This window comes from Micromonospora sp. RTGN7, from assembly GCF_033804645.1.
Classification (GTDB): domain Bacteria; phylum Actinomycetota; class Actinomycetes; order Mycobacteriales; family Micromonosporaceae; genus Micromonospora.
The window spans coordinates 152337-175011 of the sequence record NZ_JAPZLF010000011.1 but is presented as its reverse complement, the minus strand read 5'-3'; the positions used below and the strand labels follow the sequence as shown (position 1 = coordinate 175011).

The following is a 22675-nucleotide window of genomic DNA, read 5'->3' as shown; positions in this document are numbered from 1 at the left end:
GGGCCGGACCCGGCAACCCGGACCGGCCTGCCTGTGGACAACTTCGTCGTCTGTGGATAACCGCCTGATCACGCGGGCAGTGTGCTACGGCCGACCCGCCGATCAGACCCTCACGCCGACGTCCTCGGCCAGGCGCAGGACGTCCGGGCCCGGCGCTGGCGACCGGCGTAGCAGGGTCGCGAGCAGTTCGTGTCCCACCGGCCGGGCGCGTACCTCCGCCGCCGCCACCCGGTCGGCGCTCACCACGGCCTGGCCGGCGCGGTCGAGGTCACTCGCTTGCAGGAACCCGCGTGCCGCGTCGAGCAGGTACGCCGCCCGGCGTTCCGGCGGGAGCCGGCGGAAGGCGGCGCCCTCGATGAGCCGCTGATGCGCGGTCGGGTCGAGGGTGCCGCCGTCGCCGAGCTCGACCGCCGTCGCGATCCGGGCCAGCTCGACGACGGTCGGGCCGAAGGTGGTCCGGTAGTGGTCCTGCCCGTTGCCGATGATCGCTGCCGCCTCGGCGGCCTGGCCGAGCAGCTCGGCGGCGCCGTCGGGGTCGACGAGGGCGGCGGCGGCCCGCGCGGCCGCGAGGAGCAACGTGCCGTAGACCGACAGGTGGGTGGCCGGGGCGTCGAGCGGGTCCGGTGGGGCGATCTGGTGCGCGACGGCAACGCCGATCTCCATCGCGTGCAGGGCCTGCCCCTGGGCGAGCAGTGCGTGCCCGAGCTGGACGGCGCACGCGCCGGTCAGGAGTTGGTCGCCGGCGTCCTGGCTGGCGGCCATGGCCCGGTCCGCCGCCAGCCACGCCAGGTCCGCGGCGCCCACCTTCCCCATCACCACCGATGCGAGCTGGTACGCCTCGGCCAGGCAGTACGCCGCATCCGTGCACGGAGACGTGGCCCGGACGCGCTGGGCGTCTGCCAGCAGCCGCGGCAGCGACCGGACCAGCTCGGCGTACCGGGCGTACTGGTAGCTCAGCCAGGCATGGGTGACCGCCTTGCCCACGGTGGCGAGGGTGGGCACCTCCTGGTCCCCCGGGACCTGGACCGGTCCCCACCGGGTCAGGGCGCCGCGGACCGCGTTGCCGCTGGCCGTGTCCAGCAGGCCGTTCGCGCCCGCATCCCGGTCGATCTCCCGGCCGAGCAGCATGCGGAGGTCGACCCGGAGGGCGTCGGCGATCGCCTCCAGGGTGCTGAGCTTGTCCAGGGATCGCAGCCCTCGTTCGATCTTGTCGACCCAGCTCTTCGACTTACCGATGGCGTCGGCGAACTGCTGCTGCGACATCTTCCGCCGGCCCCGCCAGTACGCCACCCGGCGGCCGATGGGCAGCTCATCCATCCGACATCCGAGCGACGATCCGCGCGGCGTTCGCCCAGGCCCACGGCCAGCACCGCATGCGGGTGCCGCAGATCGGGCAGCGGCCGTCGCGCTGCCGGTGGCGCTCCAGATCGACCTGCCACCAGGGCCCGGCCGGCGCGTCGGCGCTCACCGGTTCGCCGCGTCGTAGAGCGCCTCGACCCGCACCACGATCTCCAGGCACCACGGATGCGGGCCCACCGGATCGGGCCGGCAGTCCAGGCCATGGCCCCGGACCCGCGTCCACCCGGGCACGCCGGCCGGGAGAGCGTCGACCTCGACCACCCGCAGGTCGATCGGCGTGGCACCGAGCTGCTCGGCGTGGGTGGCCCACTCGCCGGCGGCCAGGGACACCCGGGTTCCGGCCGGGATGACGATCTCCGCCATCACGCCCCCGACCCGACGTAGCGGGCGTAGACCACCAGGCACCCGTCGACGAGGCGACACACCGCCTCGTACGACCCGGGCGGCCCCCACACCTGATCCGAGGCCTGCCGGATCCGGGTGACCAGGGTCCGGGTGCCGGCGCCCTCGACGACCACGGCCCACCGGCCGGGCCGGGCGCGCAGCTCGATTGCCGCGCGACGCATCGCCGCGCCGACGCCCGGGCTCGGTCCCCGCTTCAGCGGCGGGGGCGGGGCCTCCCACCTGATCACCCCGCCGGCCTGGCTCACCACGACGTCGGCGGCCGCTGGGCCTGGTCCAAGATGCGCTGCCGGGCGGCGGCCTGCTCGGCGGCCTGGATGGCCTGGCCGGTGCCGGGCGGCGGAAGCGGGTCGGGCCGCCGTAGTAGCCACCGCACGATCGCGCGCAGTTCGGACCAGATCGCCACGGGCGCCTCCTCGGATGGGGAGGGTGGCGACAGCAGCTCGCTGCAGATCGCAACAGCGGGCCGGACCGCCGCCACCCGGGCCGGCCGCTCACTACCACGGGGGATGCAGTGAGTGACCGGAGACTTACCCCAGGTTCCGGCGGAGAGGGTCAAATCTCCAGGGACGAGCAGGGCGACCACCAGCAGTTACGGGAACCACTGGTACGCGGCGTACTAGTTCAGTGCGTCGCACCCGAGTAGCGACGACAGCTCGGCGAGCTCTGCGGACGCCGCGCGCCGGCGCTGTTCCTTGATGGACTGCACGATGTCCTTCGCGTACCGCTGGTGCCGCAGCCACGCAGGCGCGGCCCTCCTCAGCTCCCCCAGTACGGCGGTCGCCTCGCCGTACTGGCGGAGCTGCGTGTGTGCCCACGCCACGTCCAGGCGGTGACGCTGCCAGCTGCTGCCGAGAGGCGACGGGCCGGGCGGCACCAACGTTGACAGCTCCAACACACGCCCCGGGTCACCGGCCACCGCCGCGTTCTCCACCCGCTGCATCTGCACCCGACCCGAGTCGAATCCGCCGACCATGATCAGGTGTCCCGGGCCCAAATCCCGCTCCCCGATCCTCGCGGCGGCTGCGGCTGCGGCGTCGACCAGCTCGGCCGCGTCGTCCGGACGGTTGTCTCGGGCGTACGCCGCTGACGCCGCCGTGGCCACCCACCCCCACGCGGCGAGTTCCGCCGGCTGGGCGCGGCGCATCCGCGGCTCGATCTCATCGGCGGTGACCACCGCAAGCTCAGCGGCCTCAGCAATTCGGCCCTGGCGCATGAGCAGCCAGCACATGCCCTGGATGACGGTGGCCGCCACCACCTGGTCACCGCAGCGACGCGCGGCGTCGAGCGCTTCCGAGAGCGCGGTCTGCGCCAGGTCCCCGGCCCGCAACTGGATCAGGAGGTTCCCGGCCAGGTGCAGAGTGCGGGCCAGTAGCACGTACGCGGCGGGCTGGTCCTCGTCGGTGGCGATATCGGCAGCGGCGCGGACGTCCAGCAGCAGCGGCGGCATCTCCGCCAGGGCCTGGGCGTAGTCGTTGCGCTGGTACGCCCGGTCGATTGTGTGTAGCCGGGCACGCAGTACGCCAGGTGGCGGCGGCGCCCCCGTCGGCGCCCCCAGGGTCGCGCCGGTCAGGGCACGCACCGGAGCTACCGCGCGGCGAATCTCCGCCAGCGACAGCGGCCGGCTGTGCGGCTCCGCCCGTGCGGCCGCCTCCGAGGTGTCGCCGACCAGTTCGCTGGTCGCCACGCCTAGGGCTCGGGCCAGAGCGTGCAGCGTCTCCAGTCGGGCGCTCTTGCGTGTGCCCTGCTCCAGCTTGCGGACGACCTCGACGCTGATCCCGGAGCGCTCAGCAAGCTGCTCCTGGGTAAACGGGGCATTGGTTCGTAGGGCGGCGAGTCGGTCGCCGATGGTCGGTCGGCTCATGGCGGGTCTCCCCCAGGTAGCGGTCTGGGTGGCGGCCCGCCGACCGCTACAACCGGCGGGCCTGCCACTACCGACGGTACTACCGATGGAGCTGCCCGTCCGTTACCACATGCAACTGCGGACGCCGGGCCTTGCGCTCACTCGCGACGCCTTCCAAGAACGACCGGTCCTCATGCCGCCGCCGGCGGCGACGCAGGCCGACTGTTCCCACCAGGGCACCGGCACCGGCGGCGAGCGTGACCCCGGCGCCGATCAGGCCTCCACGCAGGAGGCCTCCGCCGGAAGCCTCCTGCGTGGCCACCGCCGGTGCTGGCTGGGGCGCAGCAGGGGCGGATGCGCTGTCGGGGCGGCTGCTGGCGGTCCGGCTGGGGCGGGTCTCGGGGCTCGCGCCGGCGGTGCGATCCGCCCGGCTGGGTGCGATCGGGGCGGGGATTGCGGTAGGCGCCGACTGTGTCGGCCGGGGGATGGCAGTCGGGCGGGGTGTGGCGACGCTGGCGGAAGGCGAGGGAGCGGCTGGGTTGGTGGGGGGTGCCGCTGGAGATGACGGCGTCGCACCGCCCCCGAGGAGGCCATCGATCAGGTCTTCTATCAGGCCGCCACCGCCGTCCGCTGGTGCGGGAGCGCTGAGGGCGGCGGCGGCAGTCAGAGTCAGAGTCAGGGCGGCGAGGCGCATGGGGTACCTCCTGGTGCTGGCAGAGCTTCGGACCCTACCCGTAGTGATCTTGCGGCTACCTGCAATTACGTGATGCAAATTGCACCATGTGCGATTTAGGACCAAGAGTGCAGTTTCAGATGCCGCCCATCACGTCGATTCGGTCGTAAGCGCGGCGAGCGCGCGCGGACTTCGCCGATCGGCCGTAGTGCCGCAGCATCTGAGTCGAGTCCCACCCGGCCAGCGCCATGAGATCGCCCTCCGCCCCGCCAGCGTCAAGCCACCTATGCGCGAAGGTATGGCGCAGCAGGTGCGGATGGAGAGGGATGCCGATTCGCTTGCCCCTCCGGACGAGCACCTGATAGATCCCGTTCGGAGTCATCGCGGTGCGCCGGCGCACGCCCAGCCAGAGAGCGGGCAGGCTCGCGGCCGGGTGCTTCGCCCTGATCCGGATGTACCGGTCCAGGGCGAGTGCCGCACGCTGGTCGAAGGGGACGACGCGCCGGCGGTTGCCCTTGCCGGTGACCACGGCCTCGCGAGCGTGCGCGTTGGCGTCGTCGAGTTGGAGCAGCGCCAGCTCGGCCAGTCGGGCGCCGGTGGCGGCGAACAGCCGTAGCAGCGCGGCGTCTCGCCGGCTCTCGAAGTCCCGTCCCCGCTCGGCGTCCCGGATCAGCGCCTGGAGCTGCTCGGGGCTGAGCACCTGCGGCGGGGCTTCGTCGGCCTTGGGCGCGGCAGGCACGGTGACCTTGCCGAAAGGGTTCGGCAGTTCTTCCTCCTCGGCGAACCAGGCGAAGAACTGCTGCAGCGACCTGCCGACGTTGTTGATGTAGCCCTTGCCGTACCCCTGGCATGACGCTGGCGCGGCCGCCGGGTGGCGCAGGGCGTGGGGGCAGGGCTCTCCGCCGGCCCGGAGCCAGGCGAAGAACCCCCTGAGGTGGTCCCGGCCGACGTTCTCCCAGTCGGCGAGGGCGGGGTGGAGGGTGTGGAGCCAGCCGCCGAAGAACTGGGCGACGTCGACGTAGATCTCGACGGTGCGGTTGCTGAGGCCTTCGGCCTCCATGCTCAGCCGCCAGGAGCGGATCCAGGTCTCGTAGGGCCCTGGGTCGGGTCGGCGGATCTTCGGGTGGCGGGTCATGAGATCCACCGTGCCCGCAGCCCTCGGCAGGGCGACACCGCCGCAACGGGCGTAGGCGATTGGTCTTTGAGCATCGTTCGGTGTGCCTCTCGCTGAGGCTCACCGGCGTTTGCGCAGGTGGTGGAACAGTTGAGCCCCCGGCCGGGATCGAACCGGCGACATCTCGCTTACAAGGCGAGTGCTCTGGCCAGCTGAGCTACAGGGGCAGGACGTGCGTGGCCAGCATAAGCGACGGACCTCGGGAGTTGTCCCTCGGCAGGCCCTCCGAGCACGGAAAACGCCGATTTGCCGACCCCGTCCACAGCCGTCCGTCGGCCGTCGGGCCGAACCGTGTGGAGATTGATGCCCGGCTGTGCCCGACTGCCCGGAATGCGCAATGCCGTCCGTCCCACCCTAGGTTCCTCGCCTTGGCACGCGAGGAAAACCCGTTTACGGTGCAGTGACCCGGATGACACCCCGGCGGCCCCCTGCTGCCTACGACGTCGTCCGATGGCCGGCGTCGCACGACTCCGGTCGCTCCTTCACTCGGATCGTCCGGCACGTTCCTGCCGGTGAAAGGAAGCGCTCCACCATGGCTACGGTCACCTACGCGAAGGCGTCCCGCATCTACGCGGGCACCGAGCGTCCCGCAGTGAACCAGCTCGACCTCGAGATCGGCGACGGGGAGTTCCTCGTCCTGGTCGGCCCCTCCGGTTGCGGCAAGTCCACCAGCCTGCGCATGCTCGCCGGCCTGGAGGACGTCGACGACGGCGCGATCTACATCGACGACCGCGACGTCACCCACCTGCCCCCGAAGGCCCGCGACATCGCGATGGTCTTCCAGAACTACGCCCTCTACCCGCACATGTCGGTGTACGAGAACATGGCGTTCGCGCTGAAGCTGCGCAAGACCCCCAAGGCCGAGATCGACCGGCGGGTCAAGGAGGCGGCCGGGCTGCTCCAGTTGGAGGAGTACCTGGGCCGCAAGCCGAAGGCCCTCTCCGGTGGTCAGCGCCAGCGGGTCGCGATGGGCCGGGCGATCGTCCGCGAGCCGCAGGTCTTCCTCATGGACGAGCCGCTGTCGAACCTCGACGCCAAGCTCCGGGTGCAGACCCGTACCCAGATCGCGTCGCTGCAGGCGAATCTCGGCATCACCATGGTCTACGTCACCCACGACCAGGTCGAGGCCATGACCATGGGCCACCGGGTGGCCGTCATGCTCGACGGCGTCCTTCAGCAGGTGGACACCCCCCGGGCGCTCTACGACACCCCGGCCAACGTATTCGTCGCCGGCTTCATGGGCTCCCCGGCCATGAACATCAAGACCGTCCCGCTGAACGAGCGGGGCGCAACGTTCGCGGAGCTGGACATCCCGCTGACCCGCGAGCAGGTCGAGGCGGCCCGCGCCGAGGGCGGCGACAGCAAGGTGACCGTGGGCTTCCGCCCGGAGGACTGCGACATGGTGAGCCCGACCGAGGGCGGCATGCCGGTCGTGGTCGAGCTGGTCGAGGACCTCGGCTCGGACGTCAACGTCTATGGCCACGCCGCGCTGGAGGGCCACAACGAGCGCTTCGTGGTCCGCACCGACCGGCGCAGCATGCCGAACATGGGCGACACCGTGTTCGTGAAGCCGCGGACCGGCCGTACCCACGTCTTCCACGCCACCACCGGCAAGCGGATCTGACGTAACAACGCAATGGGGTGCCCGCCGACCGGTGGGCACCCCATCGTCGTCTCCGGGCCGGTATCCGGGTATTCACCGAGGTATCGGTACGCCGGCACGGCATAGATTCGACGCGCCCCGCGGAGAATCGAGGACACCATGCCGACCACGGTCGACACCCTGCCCCCGGCCCATCCGTCACGACGCCACCGGGTGCATCGGATCGTCCGGTCGACGATCCGGAGCCTGCTCTACTGTGCGGCGCTGCTCCCGGTCGCGTTGGTCGCGCTGCCGGCCGGGCTGCTCGGTCAGGGGCGATCGGTCGCAGGGTGGTGGAACATCCTGCGCACCCGCCTGCTGAGTGCACCCGGCGTGGACCCGACGCGCCGGCCGGGGGCGGTGGCCGTCGTCAACCACGCCCTGCTGAGCCTGCTGCTGGGTGCCGCCGCGCTGGTGCCGCTCGGGGCCGTCCTGCTCATCGTGGCGCGCGGCGCCCTGTACGGCTTCGTCGAGCCCGGTCCGTTCGACAACTCCTGGGGCGGCCCCACCCTGGCCGGAGCCTGGCTCGCGCACTTTTTGATCGGCATCCCGTTCGCCCTGGCCGGGCTGGCCGCCCTGGCCGGCATCGCCGCCGTTCACCAGCGGCTGACGCTGGCCCTGCACGGCGCACGACGGGCCCCCTGGCTCGTTCTGGCCACCGTGGTGGTCGCGCTGTTCGGAGCGTTGATCATTTTCGCCTGGAGCCAGCAGTTGTAGGCCCCGGACAGGCAAAAAGGGGCGGCCCGCCAGCTCGGCGGACCGCCCCTTTTCCGGGTCTGCGGGATCAGCTCTCGGCGGCCCGGCGGCGGGTCACCTCGGCGAGGGCCACCGCTGCGGCGACGCTGGCGTTGAGCGACTCCACCTCGGAGATCATCGGGATGCTCACGGTCAGGTCGCAGGTCTCGCCGACCAGGCGGGACAACCCACGCCCTTCCGAGCCGACCACCACGACCAGCGGACCGACGGCCGCCTCCAGGTTGTACAGGTCGGTATCGCCGTCGGCGTCCAGGCCGACGACCATGAAGCCGGCGTCCTTGCACGCCTTCAGCGACCGGGTCAGGTTGGTGACCTGGGCAACGGGCACCCGCGCCGCCGCGCCGGCACTGGTCCGCCAGGCGGTCGCGGTGATCCCGGCCGCCCGCCGCTCCGGTACGAAGACACCCTGCGCGCCGAACGCGGCGGCAGACCGGATCACCGCGCCGAGGTTGCGCGGGTCGGTGACGCCGTCGAGCGCGACCAGCAGCGGGGCGGTGTGCTCCATCGACGCGGCGACCATGTCCTCGAACGGCTGGTACGCGAACGGGGGCACCTGGAGGCCGACACCCTGGTGCAGCACGCCACCGGTCATCCGGTCCAGCTCGGCGCGGCTGATCTCCAGCAGAGCGATGCCCCGGTCGGCGGCGGTGCGGTTGATCTCGTTGAGCCGGTCATCGCTCTCAAGGCCCTGGGCGATGTAGAGCGCGGTGGCCGGCACCTGGGTGCGCAACGCCTCCAGCACCGGGTTCCGCCCGACGAGCAGTTCCGGGCTGTCCTTCGCCGGATTCGACTTGCGCCCCGGCGCGACCCGGGGGCCGGTGCGGCCGGTCGGCCTGACACCCCGACTGCTGGCGCCGGCCCGGCCGGCGGGTACGCCCCGACCGCCGCCCTTGCCCCAGGTGGTGTCCTTCGTGCCCGGCTTGCCGATCTTGGGGGCGCGCCCCTCCTCGGTCGCCGCCCGAAGCTCCTTGTCCTGCTTCCAGGCGGTGCGCTGCGGCAGCTTCTCGGTGCCCGAGTAGCCCTTGTGCCAGGGGCGCTCGTCGGCGGGCAGGGTCTTGCCCCGGCCCGCGAGGGAGTCCTTGTTCTTGCCTCCGGTGCCCTTCGGGGCGCCCGCCTTCGGCGTCAGTCGCCGGCCACGGCGCTGCGAGTTGCCGGCCATCAGTCCTGCTCTCCAATAGTCCAACGGGGGCCCTGCGGGGTGTCCTCGACCACAACGCCAGCCTGCTTGAGCTGGTCACGGACGGCGTCCGCGGCAGCCCAGTCCTTGCGGCCGCGAGCCTGCGCGCGCTGCTCCAGGGCCAGTGCGACCAGCGAGTCGACCACGTCGCGCAGGTCGTCCACGCGACCGCCGCCGGTCCACGCCTCGTCGAGGGGGTCGATACCGAGGATATCCAGCATCGCCCGCGCGGAGCCGAGCGCCGTGCGGACGGTCACATCGTCGCCGGCGGCCAGGGCGCTGTTGCCGTCCCGGATCACCTCCTGGAGCACCGCGAACGCGGCCGAGGTGTTCAGGTCGTCGTCCATCGCGGCGACGAAGGCGGCCGGCAGCTCACCGAACTCACCCGGGCCGACCCGCTCGGCTGCCCGCTGGACGAACCCCTCGATCCGCCGGAAGCCGGTCGCCCACTCGCGCAGCGAATCCTCGGTGTAGTCGATCACCGACCGGTAGTGCGCGACCGCGTAGTAGTACCGCAGCTCGATCGGACGAACCCCGAGCGATGCGACGTACGCCAGGTCGAGGGCGTTACCGGCCGACTTGCCCATTTTCGCGCCGCCGATGCTGAGCAGCCCGTGGTGCACCCAGTACCGGGCGAACGGCAGGCCCGCGGCCTGCGACTGGGCGATCTCGTTCTCGTGGTGCGGGAAGGTCAGGTCGAGCCCGCCGCCGTGAATGTCGAACTCTGCGCCCAGGTAGCGCCAGCACATCGCCGAGCACTCGATGTGCCAGCCGGGACGCCCCCGCCCCCACGGCGAGGGCCAGTACGCGTCGGCCGGCTCGTCAGGCTTGGCGCCCTTCCAGAGGGCGAAGTCGCGCGGGTCGCGCTTGCCCCGCTCCGGGGCGTCGCCGCCGGCCTGCATGGCGTCGGGCGACTGGCCCGAGAGCGCCCCGTACGCCGGCCAGGAGGCCACGTCGAAGTAGACGTCGCCGGAGCCGTCGCCGGACGGGTAGGCGTGCCCCGTGTCGATCAGCTTCGCGATCAGCTCGTGCATCTCCGGGACGTGCCCGGTGGCCCGCGGCTCATACGTCGGCGGCAGCACGTTCAGCGCCCGGTACGCGCCGGTCAGCGCCCGCTCGTTGGCGTACGCGATCGACCAGAATGGCCGGCCCTGCTCGACGGCCTTGACCAGGATCTTGTCGTCGATGTCGGTCAGGTTGCGGATGAACCGGACCTCGAACCCCTTCGCCAGCAGCCAACGGCGCAACACGTCGTAATTGACGCCGGAACGAAGGTGGCCGATGTGCGGGGGTGCCTGGAGGGTGAGACCACACAGGTAGACCCCCACCTTGCCGGCTTCCTGCGGGACGAAGTCCCGCACCGATCGGGTGGCGGTGTCATACAGGCGTAGCGTCACCGCACAAGGGTAGCCGTCCGTGCTTTCCCGAGTTGTCCGGTGCCGGGTCGTACGCTGCCCCTCGTGGATGAGGCGGCGCGGCAGCAGGACGGCACGACGACCCGGCCCGGCGGCGGGGCGCGCGGGGGTGAGACGGCCCAGACCCTGGACCGGGGACTTCGGCTGCTGCACCTGGTCGCCGACGCCCCGGGCGGGCTGACCATCACCGAGGCCGCGAACCTGCTGGGCATCGGCCGCGCAGCCGTCTACCGGCTGGTCGGGGCGCTGAACGGGCACGGCATGGTACGACGCGACGGCGACGGCCGGCTACGGCTCGGCGCGGGGGTGCTGCACCTGGCCCGGCGGGCCCAACCACTGCTCGCCGAGGGGGCGCTGCCCGCCCTGCGCCGGCTCGCCGAAGAGGCCGGCGCGACCGCCCACCTCACGATGGTGGAGGGCGGTGAGGGCGTCGCCCTGGCGGTCGTCGAACCGAGCTGGACGTCGTTCCACGTGGCGTACCGGACCGGGACGCGGCACCCGTTGGAGCGGGGAGCCGCCGGCCGGGCCATCCTCGCCGGGCGGTCGGGCTCCGCCGGCCCGGTGGGCACCAGCGGCGAGTTGCAACCCGGGGCGTACGGGGTGGCCGCTCCGGTGCTCGGCGTGCCGGGCCTGGAGGCGAGCGTCGGGGTGGTGGCGCTGGCCCCGCTGGATTCCCAGGTCGTCGGCGAGCAGGTACTCGCCGCGGCGACGGCCATCGCGACGGCCCTGTCCTCCTGAGCCGCCCTGCCCCTTTTGATCCGCCCCTGACAGCCGAGCTGCCCTGCCCTCGACTTGATCAGCCAATACCACATGCGTGGGCCGTCCGGCGGGTTGTCCACAGGCGCCCGCACGGCCCGGTGGCGCGGTTGTCCACAGGGGTATCGGGCGTACGGCGGCAACCGTGAGCCTGGGCAGATGCCCCGACGTCCTGATCGCCCGTCCGCCCTTGCCTGGCAGGTCTTCCGCGCCTCCGAGGCGATCCGGGCGGGCCTCGTGACCGCGCACCGCCTACATAGCTCGGCCTGGGTCAACCTGCGCCGCGACATCTACGCCGACTCCCGGCTCGACTCGGACCACGTGCTCGCCTGCCGAGCCGCGTCCCTGCAACTGCCTCCGGGCGCGATGATCGCCGGGCCGTCGGCGGCGCTGCTGCACGGGGTCGAGCACGCAGCCGAGCTCTCCGACGACGTGCACGTGGCCAGCCCCCGCACGGCCGGGCTGCGCAGCCAACGAGGGCTCCGGGTGCACCTGACCGACCGCCTCCCCGCGAGTCAGTGCCCCGCCCCCATTCCCCTACCCAGCATCAGCCGCGCCGAACCGTGGCCCAGGGATGCCACGGGGCAGCCGGGTGGCCTCGCCCTCGCCGAGACCGCACCGGTCCCGGTGGCGGTGGCGGCGTGGGCGCTGCCCCGTACCGACCCGACGACGGCCGCGTGGGAGACGGCCGTGTGGCTGGAGCCCCTTCGGGCCGTGGGAATCATCGACAGCCTGCTCCGCAAGGAGCTGACCACCCGGGACGCGTTGACCGCGATCGGCGTCCGCAACGCGGAACGGCCAGGTGGGCGGCGGGCGAGGTGGGTCTTCGACCTGGCCGACCCCGGGGCGCAGTCACCACCGGAGTCGGAGTTGCGGGTCCGGCTGGTGCTCGCCGGGCTCCCCCGCCCGCTCGCCCAGCACCCGATCCGGCTGGCGTCGGGGATCGTCGAGCACCTGGATCTGACCTGGCCCACGTTCCGGGTCGCGGTCGAGCACGACGGCCGCCGGCAAGCAGACATCGAGCAGTTGCACCGGGACCGCCAACGGTTCGAGCAGCTCGTCGGCGCGGGATGGCTCGTGCTGCACGTGACCAGTCAACGCCTCCGGCACGACTTCCCCGCGTTCGCGCGGGAGGTCCATGCCGCCCTGGCCTCCCGAGGCTGGCGTCGGTGACCGTCACCAGCATCAGCCGAGCGGGCCGTCGACTGGTCGTCCCCGGGAACGACGAAGGGCCCGGGCGACGGTGGTCGCCCGGGCCCCTCTCCCGGTGGCACCGGTTGTCACATCCGGGTCGTCACCGCCGCATACGCGTCGATGATCCCGTAGCCGTAGAAGCCGTTGAACGCGGAATTACCGGTGCAGTACGCGTCGAACTCGGCGTCGCGGCCCTCGTTGGTGTACGTCTGCAGGCGCGGCTCCGGGCAGGCGTGCTCCGCAGCGGTCCGGTAGAGCTGCCGCTCCACCTTCGTCGGGTCCATGCCCAGGCCACCGCGGGTCTTCGTGCCGTACTTGCTCACGATCAGCGCGGCCACGCCGCTGACGTGCGGCGACGCCATCGAGGTGCCCTGGATGTAGGTGTAGTAGCCGCAGTCGCCGTTGGCCTTGCACTGCTTGAACACCGACTCCTCGAAGCCGGCGACGATGTTGCCGTTCTCGTCGACCGATCCCTCCTCCTGGAGCACGTGCTTCGGGTACGTGGAGAGGATCATGTTGGAGTCGAGGCGGTAGGTGTCGGTGCCGAAGCCGTCGCGGAACCAGCCGCCCGGCGCGGCGACCGAGATCTGCTCGGTGCCGTAGTTCGAGTAGTCGGCCTTCTTACCGGACGGGCCGACCGAAGACACGCCGATCACGTGCGGGCCCTCCACGGGAAGGTCCCAGCAGGTGGCGTTGTCGATCGGCCGCGGGTACGGGTCGCCGCCGTAGTCCGGGCTGGAGGTGTCGATGCGCGGGGCCGCCATGTCCTCGTGGTTGTTGCCCAACGATCCGACCAGGGTGACGCCCTTGCGGTGGGCGAAGCTGAGCGCCCGCTTCATGGCCTCGATGACCGCCCGCTGCTCGGCCTGCGACTGCGCCGAGTCGGCCGGGTTGGCCGTGCAGTTGTAGAGCCACGGGTCGACGTAGAAGGACATGTTCACCACGTCCAGGCCGACGTTGCCCGCGTGCACCAGGGCGTTGACGACCGGGTCGAGGAAGAAGTAGCCGGAGTCCTGGCCACCCTTCAGCTCGACCAGGGTGACGTTCGGGGCGACGCCGGAGAGACCGAACCCGTTCGCGGCGGCGCCGATGGTGCCGGCGACGTGCGTGCCGTGGCCGCCGTCGTCGGTGCCGACCGGGTCGAGGCAGCCGACCACCTCGCACTCGCCGTCGATCTCGGGGATGTCCCGGGCGAAGTTACGCGACAGGGACCGGCTGAAGTTCGGCCCCAGGTCGGGGTTGCTGGCGTCGAGGCCGGTGTCCAGGACGCCGACGGTCACCCGACGGTCGCCCGGCTCCACCTTGCGGGCCTTGTCGGCCCGGATCATGTCCAGACCCCAGAGCTTGTCGTCCAGCGGGTCCATCTTCTTGCCCCGCTTGGCGACCGGGCCCTTCGCCCTGGCTGTCGCCTGGGCCTGGGCAAGGAGGTGCTCCTGCTCGACCCGGTCGAGCTTCGGCTTGCTGCCGATCGCCTTCTTCTCGGCGGCGCCGAGCAGGGCGGCGTTCGCGGTCGCCCGGCTGGCGAAGTCGGCACGGTCGCTGACGACCAGGAACAGACCGACCTCGTCGGTACGGGACAGCACAGTGCCGCCTGCGGCGGCGATGGCGGCGATCGCCGCCTCAGCGGTGACACCAGACTCCGAAACGACGGTAAATTCCCGGGTCGTGGTCGGCTCGGCGTTCGCCGGCCCCATGACCCCGGTCACCGTGAGTGCCAACGCCGTTGCGGTTGCGACGGCACCGGCGGTGAAGCGCTTGCTCACCACATCGGATCCTCTCGTTGAGGGACGTGGCAGTCATCCCATATCACCTGCGCGTGTTCCGCTAGTTGGGAGTCCGTATTACACGGCAATCAGACTTTCGTCGTCTCACTGTCACCAGCCCTGACCGAGCGAACCGGCGTGGGAGAGCGCTACGCCTTGGCGGGCGGTCGGCGCTCGTCGGCGTCGAGTGGCAGGCGCTCAGGCCGTCAGCCCTCGGCGGCGAGCGCGGGCTCGGCGGGCCGGCCACCCGGCGGGCCGTCGTCGTCCGATGGCTCGCGTAGCTCGTCGAGGCGGACCAGGGCGACCCCGGCGATGATCAGGGCACCGCCGAGCAGTTGCCCGACGGTCGGCAGTTCGTTCAGCACCAGCCAGGCGATGAGCACGGCGAACATCACCTCGGTCAGCCCGACGAACGAGGACAGCCGGGCACCGAGGATCCGGGTCCCGGCGATCCCGGTCAGATACGCGACCACTGCGGCGATCAGCGACAGGCCGGCGATGGGCACCAACCAACTGGTGTGCTGCCCCGCGAAGGTCACCTCGCCGAAGACAGCCCGCAGCGGCAGGACTCCGGCCAGGCCCAGCAGGAGCAGGACCACCGCGCCGACGGCCATGCCGGCGCTGGCCATTGTCACCGACGGCAGGCGGTCATCGACCCGCCCCGCGATCACGAAGTACCCGGCCAGCCCTACCGCCGCGCCCAACCCCCACAGCACGCCCACCGGGTCGAGCCGGCCGGCACCGGTCAGGTCGAGGACACCGCCGAGACCCGCCAGCGCGGCCACCGCCCCGGCCACGGTCAGCCGGCGCGGACGCTGGCCGTGGACCAGCCACATCCAGCCGACCACGAGGATGATGGCCAGGTACTCCAGCAGTAGCGCCACACCGATCGGCAGGTAGCGGACGGCGTTGAAGAAGCACGCCTGGGCGAGTGCGACGCCGAGGAGCCCGAAGGCGCCGATCGGGGCGAGGTTGCGCCGCAGCACACCCCACCGGCCGCGCAGGGCCAGCGCCCCCGGCACCGCCAAGACGGCGGCGGCGATGCCGACACGGGCGATCACCGCAGCCTCTGCGGACCAGCCGGCCTCGATCAGCGAACGGGCGAAGGTCCCCGAGGTAGCGAACGTGACGGCCGACAGCAGCAGCAGGCCGAGACCGGTGCCGGCGGCGGATCGTGAACGCATTGACTCTCCTCGGTACGTCATTGATGCGGGGTCGCTGACCGGCAGCCGGGCAAGCGGGGACGGTCAGGCGGCCGTGCCCGCCATCAGCCAACACGCCGTCCGGCAGCGCCAGCGACACCCGGGGATCGGCGAGGAGGTTGCGGATCTGTCATTTGACCCGCTGCGGCTGCTCTTGCGCCAGTTGGCACCAGTTACTCCATGACTCCGCCCCTTCCCTCGGCGATCGATCGACTCCTGCGGGGGCAACAACAGCGCGCCGAAAGTAGCTTCCCAGGTCGGTGTGGAGACGCCGCAGATCCTCTAGCCCGGTCCCAGCTCCTGGCCGCCGATCTGACCTCCCGCCGGGCTGACGGGCAGGCCGTCATGCTCGCCCCAGGCGGCTGCGCCATGAACAAGCTGCGCCATGGGTGAGCCCTGTCAGAGTTGCGCCGGGTCAGGGGTGGGTCATTCGGAGCAGGTCGAGGGCCTCGTCCAACTGCTCGGCGGTGAGCTTGCCGTTCGCCACGTGCCCCCGGGCGATCACCACGTCCCGGATGGCCGTCTCCTTGGCCAGCGCCTCCTTGGCGATTGATGCGGCCTCGTCGTACCCGAGGTAACGGTTGAGGGGGGTGACGATCGAGGGCGAGCCTTCGGCGTACGCCAGGCAAACCTCGGCGTTCGCGACCAGGTCGACCACGCAGCGGTCGGCGAGCAGGCGGCTCGACGCGGCCAGCAGCCGGATCGACTCCAGCAGGTTGCGGGCCATCACCGGCAGCATGACGTTCAGTTCGAAGTCGCCCTGCGAGCCGGCGAAGCCGACGGCCGCGTCGTTGCCGATCACCTGGGCGCAGACCTGCCGCATCGCCTCCGCGACCACCGGGTTCACCTTGCCCGGCATGATCGAGGAGCCGGGCTGGAGGTCCGGAATGCGCAGCTCGCGCAGGCCGGCTCGGGGGCCGGAGCCCATCCACCGGATGTCGTTGGCGATCTTGTACAGGCCGACCGCGATCGTGCGGAGCTGCCCGGACGTCTCCACCAGCGCGTCGCGAGCGCCCTGCGCCTCGAAGTGGTTGCGTGCCTCGGTCAGCGGCAGGCCGGTGGACTCGCGCAGCCTGGCGACGACCGCCGCGGCGAAGCCGAGCGGGGTGTTGATCCCGGTGCCCACGGCGGTGCCGCCCAACGGCAGTTCGGCCAGCCGGGGCAGCGCCCCCTCCAGCCGTTCGACGCCGTAGCGGACCTGGGCGGCGTACCCGCCGAACTCCTGACCCAGGGTGACCGGTGTGGCGTCCATCAGGTGGGTGCGACCGGCCTTGACGACTGTCTCGAACTCGGTCTCCTTGCCCTCCAGCGCCTCCGCGAGGTGGGTCAGCGCCGGCACCAGGTCCTCGACGACGGCCTGGGTGGCAGCCAGGTGGATCGAGGACGGGAAGACGTCGTTGCTGGACTGGGAGGCGTTCACATCGTCGTTCGGGTGCACGTCCCGGCCCAGCTCCCGGCCGGCCAGGGTGGCGATGACCTCATTGGTGTTCATGTTCGACGAGGTGCCCGAGCCGGTCTGGAAGACGTCGATCGGGAACTGGTCGTCGTAACTGCCGTCGGCCACGTGCGCGGCGGCGGCAGCGATCGAGGCCGCCACGTCCGCGCCGATCACGCCGAGTTCGCCGTTGATCTCGGCCGCCGCGCCCTTGATCTGGGCCAGGGCTTTGATCTGGGCCGGCTCGATCCCCCGCCCGGAGATCGGGAAGTTCTGCACCGCGCGCTGGGTCTGCGCCCGCCACAGCGCCTCGACGGGCACCTCCACCTCGCCCATCGAGTCGCGTTCGATCCGGTAGCCCGCTGCCTCTGGAGTCGTCACGCGTACCATCCTGCCCCGCCCGCCGCCGGCCCGCAGATGATCGCGGGGAGGCCGGCGGAGGGAAAACGGGCGCGCCCCGGAGGGGCTGACAGTTAAGATCGTCGAACTGTTTTGCCGCTGACCGGAAGGAACTGACTTGTTCGACAGACACGGGGGATCCTCCCGCCGACGCGCGCCGCGCCGGCTCCGCAGTGCGGCACTCACCGCCCTGCTGACCACCGCCACCGCCCTGGCCGTCACCGGCCACCCCGCCGCAGCCGGGCTCGCGACCGAGGAGAACACCGCCCCCGACGCACCGGGCGGTCTCCGCGTCGCGGGCTGGACCTGCACCGACGACCTGTTCGTGGACACCGCGACGCCGCACCTCACGGCCACGGTGACCGATCCAGACGCCCAGCCCGGGCTCGTGGAGCAGGTCCGGGCAACTTTCGCATGGTGGCCCGTCGAGCAGCCGGCGCAGCGGACCGAGTGGACGTCCGGGGCGAAGGCCGCGCCCGGCCAGTTCCGGTACGACGTCCCGGCCGGTGCCCTGGCCGACGGCGGGACGTACGCGTTCGCCGTGCGGGCCATTGACCACGACGACGCCGTCTCCGCCTGGTCGGCGGAGTGCCGGTTCACCGTCGACCTCGTCAGCCCCGCAGAGCCGGCGGTCAGCTCCACGGACTACCCGGCGGACGGCGGCTGGTACGGCGGGCCGGGCCTGCCCGGCCAGTTCACCTTCAGCGCCGCCGACGGCGACACGGACGTCGTCAGCTTCCGGTACACGCTGTCGGGCGGGCCGACCGGCTACGTCGCCGCGCAGCAGCCGGGCGGCTCGGCGACGGTCACCGTGACCCCGGACGACGACGGGCCGCGCACCCTGGGCGTCCAGGCGGTGGACCGGGCGGGACGCCCGTCGCTGACCACGAGCTACGTGTTCCGGGTACGCGACACGAGCCCGACGATCACCGACGGCAACCCGACCGCCGGGTACGGCCAGCCGCGCACCCTGACCTTCGCTCCCCGCATGGAGGACGTGGTCGAGTACACGTACCGGGTCAACGACGGGCCGGAACAGACCGTGGGCGCGGCGGCGGACGGCGGGGCCACGGTCACGGTCACGCCGACCGTCGCGGGCTACAACAACGTGTACGTCCGCAGCCGGACGGCCGGCGACCTGCCCTCGGGCGAGGCAAGCTACCGCTTTTACCTGGCGACCAAGCCGACCGTCAGCTCGGTGCAGTACCCCCTCAACAGGCTGGGTGCCCCGGCCGGCACGCCGGGCACGTTCGTGTTCGGGCCGGGGATGACCGGGGTTACGGAGTACGTCTACTCGTTCGACGGTCGTCCCGCCGAGACGGTCGCGGCGGGCGTCAACGGGTCGGCGTCGGTGGTCTACACCCCGACGACCTCCGGAATCCACCGGCTCACCGTGTACAGCCGCACCGGCGACGGGATCGTGTCGGAGACGGTCAGCGGCACGTTCTCGGCCAGCCGGCCACCGCTGACCGCCGCGCCGAGCTGACCGCCGCCCCGGGCCGGCCCGCGCCCCGGCGGGCCGGCCAGCAGGGGCGCGTACGTGACGGTCAGCGGCGGCCGACGGTGAGCACCGGCTTGGTGACCTCGGCGAAGAAATCGTTGCCCTTGTCGTCGACGACGATGAAGGCCGGGAAGTCCTCGACCTCGATCTTCCAGACCGCCTCCATGCCCAGCTCGGCGTATTCGAGCACCTCGACGTGCTTGATGCAGTCCTGCGCGAGCCGGGCGGCCGGGCCGCCGATCGAGCCGAGGTAGAAGCCGCCGTGCTGCTGGCAGGAGCGGGTCACCTGGCCGGACCGGTTGCCTTTGGCCAGCATCACCTGGGAGCCGCCGGCGGCCTGGAACTTCTCCACGTAGGCGTCCATCCGGCCGGCCGTGGTCGGGCCGAACGAGCCGGAGGCGTACCCCTCGGGGGTTTTGGCCGGGCCGGCGTAGTAGACGGCGTGGTCGCGCAGGTACTGCGGCATCGGCTCGCCCGCGTCCAGCCGCTCGGCGATCTTCGCGTGGGCGATGTCCCGGGCGACGACCAGCGGGCCGGTCAGCGACAACCGGGTCTTCACCGGGTACTTCGACAGCTCGGCGCGGATGGCGTCCATCGGCCGGTTGAGGTCGACCCGGACGGCTTCCTCCGCGTCCAACGTCTCGTCGGTGACGTCGGGAAGGTACCGCGCCGGGTCGGTTTCGAGGCGCTCCAGCCACACGCCCGACGGGGTGATCTTGGCGACCGCCTGCCGGTCCGCCGAGCAGGAGACGGCGATCGCCACCGGGCAGGACGCGCCGTGCCGGGGCAGTCGGACCACCCGCACGTCGTGGCAGAAGTATCGGCCGCCGAACTGTGCCCCGATGCCGAAGTTGCGGGTCAGCTCCAGCACCTCGGCCTCCAGCTCCAGGTCCCGGAAGCCGTGCGCGGTCATCGAGCCGGAGGTGGGCAGCGCGTCCAGGTACTTGGCGCTGGCGTACTTCGCGGTTTTCAGCGCGTACTCGCCGGAGGTGCCGCCGATGACGACGGCCAGGTGGTACGGCGGGCAGGCCGCCGTGCCGATCAGCCGCAGCTTCTCCTCCAGGAACTGCATCATCCGCGTCGGGTTCAACAGCGCCTTGGTCTCCTGGTACAGGTACGACTTGTTGGCCGAGCCGCCGCCCTTGGCCATGAAGAGGAACTTGTACGCGTCGGGGTGGCCGTCCGGGTCCTCGGCGTAGAGCTCCACCTGCGCCGGCAGGTTACTGCCGGTGTTCCGCTCGTCCCACATGGTCAGCGGGGCGAGCTGCGAGTAGCGCAGGTTCAGCTTCGTGTACGCCTGGTAGACGCCCCGGGAGATCGCCTCGGCGTCGCCCCCGTCGGTCAGCACGTGCCGGCCGCGCTTGCCCATCACGATGGCGGTGCCGGTGTCCTGGCACATCGGCAGCACCCCGCCGGCGGCGATGTTCGCGTTGCGCAGCAGGTCCAGCGCGACGAAGCGGTCGTTCGGCGAGGCCGCCGGGTCGTCGATGATCGACCGGAGCTGGGCCAGGTGTGCGGGGCGAAGGTAGTGGGCGATGTCGTGCATCGCCTCGGCGGTCAGCGCGGTCAGCGCGGTCGGCTCCACGGTGAGGAACCGGCGCCCGCCGGGACCGTTGACGACGTCGACACCCTCGTCGGTGACCAGGCGATATTCGGTCTGGTCGGGCCCGGTCGGCAGCAAGGGAGCGTACGAGAACGCGGCGGCACTGCTCATGAGCGGAAAGCCTAGGGCAGACCGACCGAACGATGGCACCCGACGGGGGCGTCCTGGGACGCCGCTCTCACCCGGCCCGGCCCGGCACGCCCGGCCGCCCCGCGCGGGCCACGCTCAACGCCCGCGCGGGCCACGCTCAACCGTCCTTGTCGTCGTGCTCGGGACAGAGTTCCCGTTTCGGCCCGCAACTGCCCTCGTCCCCGGGCCCGCCCCCGGGCATGTCGCCGGGGGCACCGCCGGGTTCGCCCGGAGCAGGCCCGCCGTCGCCGCCCGGCGGCTGCGCGGGGGCCGCCCCGCCCGCGCCGAAGCGGACGTACCCGATCTCCCGGCCCTCGCCGATGACCATGCCGGCGGGGCCCACCGCCAGGGCGTTGGCCGAGGTCCGCAGCACGACCAGCTCCTTTCCGGTACGCGGGTCCAGCGCGATCAGCCGGTTCGGCTTCTCCTCGGCGAGCACCGCCGCGTACGGGGTGAGCGTGCTGCCACTGCGCCCGCCGGCGGCCCGGGTCCACCGGGTCCGGTCCGTGCCCAACTCCCGGGCGATGACCGACCGCTTGTCGGCGGTGCGGACCAGCGCGTACCGGTCGTCGACCGCGATCAGCTTCTGCCCCTCGCCGTTGACCTGGAGCAGCCGACCGTCGTACCCGTCGATGACCGCCTCCCGGCTGTCCGGGGAGACACCGATCAGCACGTTCCGCGCGCCCTGTGGGTCCTCCCGCTGCGCGCAGCCGGCGCTGTCCGCGGTGCGCAGGTTGATCCCGGTGCGCCGCCACACCTCCCGGCCGGTGGTCGGGTCATGGGCGGTGACGGTGAACGCGCACGACCCGTCCTGGGAGACCGCCTTGATCCGCAGCATCCGGCCGCCGACCACCGCGAGCCGCTCGTCCCGGCCGGGCTCGACGTCCTGGAGCACCCGCCCGGTGGCGGTGTCCACCACGTGCACCCGGCCGTCCACCGGGAAGCCGAGCAGCGGGGGCACCGCCTCCGGGCCGGCCACCCCGTCGTCGATCCGGGTGGTGGTCAACCGGCGGGTGTCGAGCAGGTCGGGGTTGTCGGCGAAGAGGCCGGTGCTGACGCCGGGCAGGAACGCCGTCCACAGCGGCTTCGTGCCGCGCGGCTCCCAGGCGCTCAGCGTGCAGTCGGTCGCCTCGACGCACCGGGCGTCGAGGAGGAGATTCCGATACGTCCAGACACCCACCGCGTCGTCGTCGCGGCGGCGGGTCGCCCCGGTGACGGGGTCGAGCAGCTCGTACCCCTTGACCAGGAGCTTGCCCACGGCGACGACCGGGTCGCGGTCACCGCCGGCCACCGCGGACCAGTCTGCCTTGCGCTCCCAGAGCTGGACGCCGGTGGCGAGGCTGCGCGCCTCGACCCGGGTACGCTGCTCGACGACGACGGCGCCGCCGGCGATGGTGACGCTCTTCGGGGTTCCGCCGATGCGCTGCTGCCAGACCACGTCCGGCTCGGAGATCGGCTCGCTGCGGTCGACCCAGTCCCACACGCCGGGAAACGGGTTCCAGACCCCGGTCGCGGCAAGGACGACCACCGTGACGAGGCCGAGCAGGAACCAGCCACGCAACCTGAGGCCGCCCACCTTCGCCACACCGGACACGGTAACGACGATCACCGCCGCGCCGAGTGCCCGCGCGCCCGTGTCGCGACGCTTTCTCGCCCGGCCGGCGTGTTAAAGGGGGCGCCTGGCTCCACCGGAGGCGTCAGGAGTGCGCCTTCCCCTCCCCGCGGGCGGCGGAGCGGACGAGGGGGAGCACCCGGTACGGAATCTGCTGGGCCAGCGCGATGATCGTCGACGCCCGCCGGATCCCCTCGTACGAGACGATCAGGTCGATCACCCGCTGGAGATCGGCGTTGGAGCGGGCGACGATCCGGCAGAGCAGATCGCTGGAGCCGGTGATGGTGTGCGCCTCCAGCACCTCGGGGATCGCCGCGAGGTGCGCGGTGACGGCGTCGTGCCCGAGCCGCTGGCTGATCTCCAGGGTGACGAAGCTGGTCACCGCGAAGCCGATCGCGGTCGGCGAGATGTCCGGCCCGAAGCCGCGGACGACGCCCCGGGCGAGGAGCTTGTCCAGCCGGGCCTGGACGGTGCCCCGGGCCACGCCGAGGCGCCGGGAGCACTCCAGCACACCGATCCGGGGCTCCTCGGCGAAGAGCTCGATGAGTCGCGCGTCCAACTCGTCAAGCTGAACATCCTGTACAGCGGTCACGGATGAAGACCATACCGAATGCGCAACCTGACCAGGGGTTTTCGCAAC

Annotated in this window: 19 protein-coding genes and 1 tRNA gene; 5 read left to right on the top strand and 15 right to left on the bottom strand. The window is 72.0% G+C overall.

From position 1 onward, the window contains the following. Positions 1–102 precede the first annotated feature (102 nt). The 7 genes from SNR22_RS18470 to SNR22_RS18440 form a co-directional block, all read right to left on the bottom strand. Entirely contained in the window at positions 103–1317 is a 1215-nt protein-coding gene (locus SNR22_RS18470) for a helix-turn-helix domain-containing protein (RefSeq protein WP_320067845.1), read from the bottom strand. Between the two features lie 147 nt (positions 1318–1464). Then, a complete protein-coding gene (locus SNR22_RS18465) occupies positions 1465–1722 on the bottom strand; it encodes a hypothetical protein (RefSeq protein WP_320067844.1) in 258 nt (85 codons plus the stop codon). Beyond that, positions 1722–1991: a hypothetical protein gene (locus SNR22_RS18460; protein WP_320067843.1), complete on the bottom strand. Its 270-nt coding sequence runs from the start codon at positions 1989–1991 to the stop codon at positions 1722–1724. The genes SNR22_RS18465 and SNR22_RS18460 overlap by 1 nt, the downstream gene beginning before the upstream one ends. Before the next feature lie 14 nt (positions 1992–2005). Beyond that, positions 2006–2167 carry a hypothetical protein gene (locus SNR22_RS18455; protein WP_320067842.1) on the bottom strand — a complete coding sequence of 54 codons (162 nt, stop codon included), beginning with the start codon at positions 2165–2167 and terminating at the stop codon, positions 2006–2008. Positions 2168–2380: 213 nt separating this feature from the next. Further along, positions 2381–3625 carry a helix-turn-helix transcriptional regulator gene (locus SNR22_RS18450; protein WP_320067841.1) on the bottom strand — a complete coding sequence of 415 codons (1245 nt, stop codon included), beginning with the start codon at positions 3623–3625 and terminating at the stop codon, positions 2381–2383. A 788-nt stretch (positions 3626–4413) separates the two neighbouring features. Next, positions 4414–5412 (bottom strand): tyrosine-type recombinase/integrase, encoded by a 999-nt coding sequence (locus tag SNR22_RS18445; protein WP_320067840.1) that lies wholly within the window; start codon positions 5410–5412, stop codon positions 4414–4416. Between the two features lie 132 nt (positions 5413–5544). Beyond that, a tRNA-Thr gene (locus SNR22_RS18440) sits at positions 5545–5618 on the bottom strand. 365 nt (positions 5619–5983) lie between these two features. Here SNR22_RS18440 and SNR22_RS18435 point away from each other — a divergent pair. Together SNR22_RS18435 and SNR22_RS18430 are read left to right on the top strand one after the other, a co-directional pair. After that, on the top strand, positions 5984–7075 hold the full coding sequence (locus SNR22_RS18435; protein ID WP_320067839.1) for a sn-glycerol-3-phosphate ABC transporter ATP-binding protein UgpC: 1092 nt from the start codon (positions 5984–5986) through the stop codon (positions 7073–7075). Positions 7076–7213: 138 nt separating this feature from the next. After that, positions 7214–7810 (top strand): hypothetical protein, encoded by a 597-nt coding sequence (locus SNR22_RS18430; RefSeq protein ID WP_320067838.1) that lies wholly within the window; start codon positions 7214–7216, stop codon positions 7808–7810. Between the two features lie 67 nt (positions 7811–7877). Here SNR22_RS18430 and rlmB read toward each other — a convergent pair whose 3' ends face one another. Beyond that, positions 7878–9008, bottom strand: a complete 1131-nt coding sequence (rlmB, locus tag SNR22_RS18425; RefSeq protein WP_320067837.1) for a 23S rRNA (guanosine(2251)-2'-O)-methyltransferase RlmB — start codon at positions 9006–9008, stop codon at positions 7878–7880. Further along, positions 9008–10423 carry a cysteine--tRNA ligase gene (gene cysS / locus SNR22_RS18420; RefSeq protein ID WP_320067836.1) on the bottom strand — a complete coding sequence of 472 codons (1416 nt, stop codon included), beginning with the start codon at positions 10421–10423 and terminating at the stop codon, positions 9008–9010. The genes rlmB and cysS overlap by 1 nt, the downstream gene beginning before the upstream one ends. Positions 10424–10486: 63 nt before the next feature. Between cysS and SNR22_RS18415 the strand changes: the two genes are divergently transcribed. Beyond that, the gene (locus tag SNR22_RS18415; protein WP_320067835.1) at positions 10487–11179 is read left to right on the top strand and encodes an IclR family transcriptional regulator; all 693 of its coding nucleotides are present in this window, start codon (positions 10487–10489) and stop codon (positions 11177–11179) included. 177 nt (positions 11180–11356) lie between these two features. Next, positions 11357–12370, top strand: coding sequence for a hypothetical protein (locus tag SNR22_RS18410; protein WP_320067834.1), 1014 nt, complete (start codon positions 11357–11359; stop codon positions 12368–12370). 107 nt (positions 12371–12477) lie between these two features. On the opposite strand, the gene SNR22_RS18405 is transcribed toward SNR22_RS18410, so the two are convergent. From SNR22_RS18405 to SNR22_RS18395, 3 genes are all read right to left on the bottom strand, one after another. Continuing rightward, positions 12478–14154: a S8 family serine peptidase gene (locus SNR22_RS18405; protein WP_320067833.1), complete on the bottom strand. Its 1677-nt coding sequence runs from the start codon at positions 14152–14154 to the stop codon at positions 12478–12480. Between the two features lie 206 nt (positions 14155–14360). Further along, complete coding sequence (locus SNR22_RS18400; RefSeq protein WP_320067832.1) at positions 14361–15338, bottom strand: EamA family transporter; 978 nt, start codon at positions 15336–15338, stop codon at positions 14361–14363. A gap of 433 nt (positions 15339–15771) precedes the next feature. After that, positions 15772–17181 carry a class II fumarate hydratase gene (locus SNR22_RS18395; protein ID WP_320067831.1) on the bottom strand — a complete coding sequence of 470 codons (1410 nt, stop codon included), beginning with the start codon at positions 17179–17181 and terminating at the stop codon, positions 15772–15774. Between the two features lie 127 nt (positions 17182–17308). Here SNR22_RS18395 and SNR22_RS18390 point away from each other — a divergent pair, with 127 nt between their 5' ends. Further along, positions 17309–18676 carry a hypothetical protein gene (locus SNR22_RS18390; RefSeq protein WP_320067830.1) on the top strand — a complete coding sequence of 456 codons (1368 nt, stop codon included), beginning with the start codon at positions 17309–17311 and terminating at the stop codon, positions 18674–18676. Between the two features lie 61 nt (positions 18677–18737). Here SNR22_RS18390 and SNR22_RS18385 read toward each other — a convergent pair whose 3' ends face one another. The 3 genes from SNR22_RS18385 to SNR22_RS18375 all read right to left on the bottom strand — a co-directional run bounded on the left by SNR22_RS18385 (position 18738) and on the right by SNR22_RS18375 (position 22627). Then, a complete protein-coding gene (locus SNR22_RS18385; RefSeq protein WP_320067829.1) occupies positions 18738–20405 on the bottom strand; it encodes a fumarate hydratase in 1668 nt (555 codons plus the stop codon). Between the two features lie 136 nt (positions 20406–20541). Further along, a complete protein-coding gene (locus SNR22_RS18380) occupies positions 20542–22008 on the bottom strand; it encodes a PQQ-binding-like beta-propeller repeat protein (RefSeq protein ID WP_320067828.1) in 1467 nt (488 codons plus the stop codon). A gap of 112 nt (positions 22009–22120) precedes the next feature. Beyond that, positions 22121–22627, bottom strand: coding sequence for an Lrp/AsnC family transcriptional regulator (locus SNR22_RS18375; RefSeq protein WP_320067827.1), 507 nt, complete (start codon positions 22625–22627; stop codon positions 22121–22123). Positions 22628–22675 lie beyond the last annotated feature (48 nt).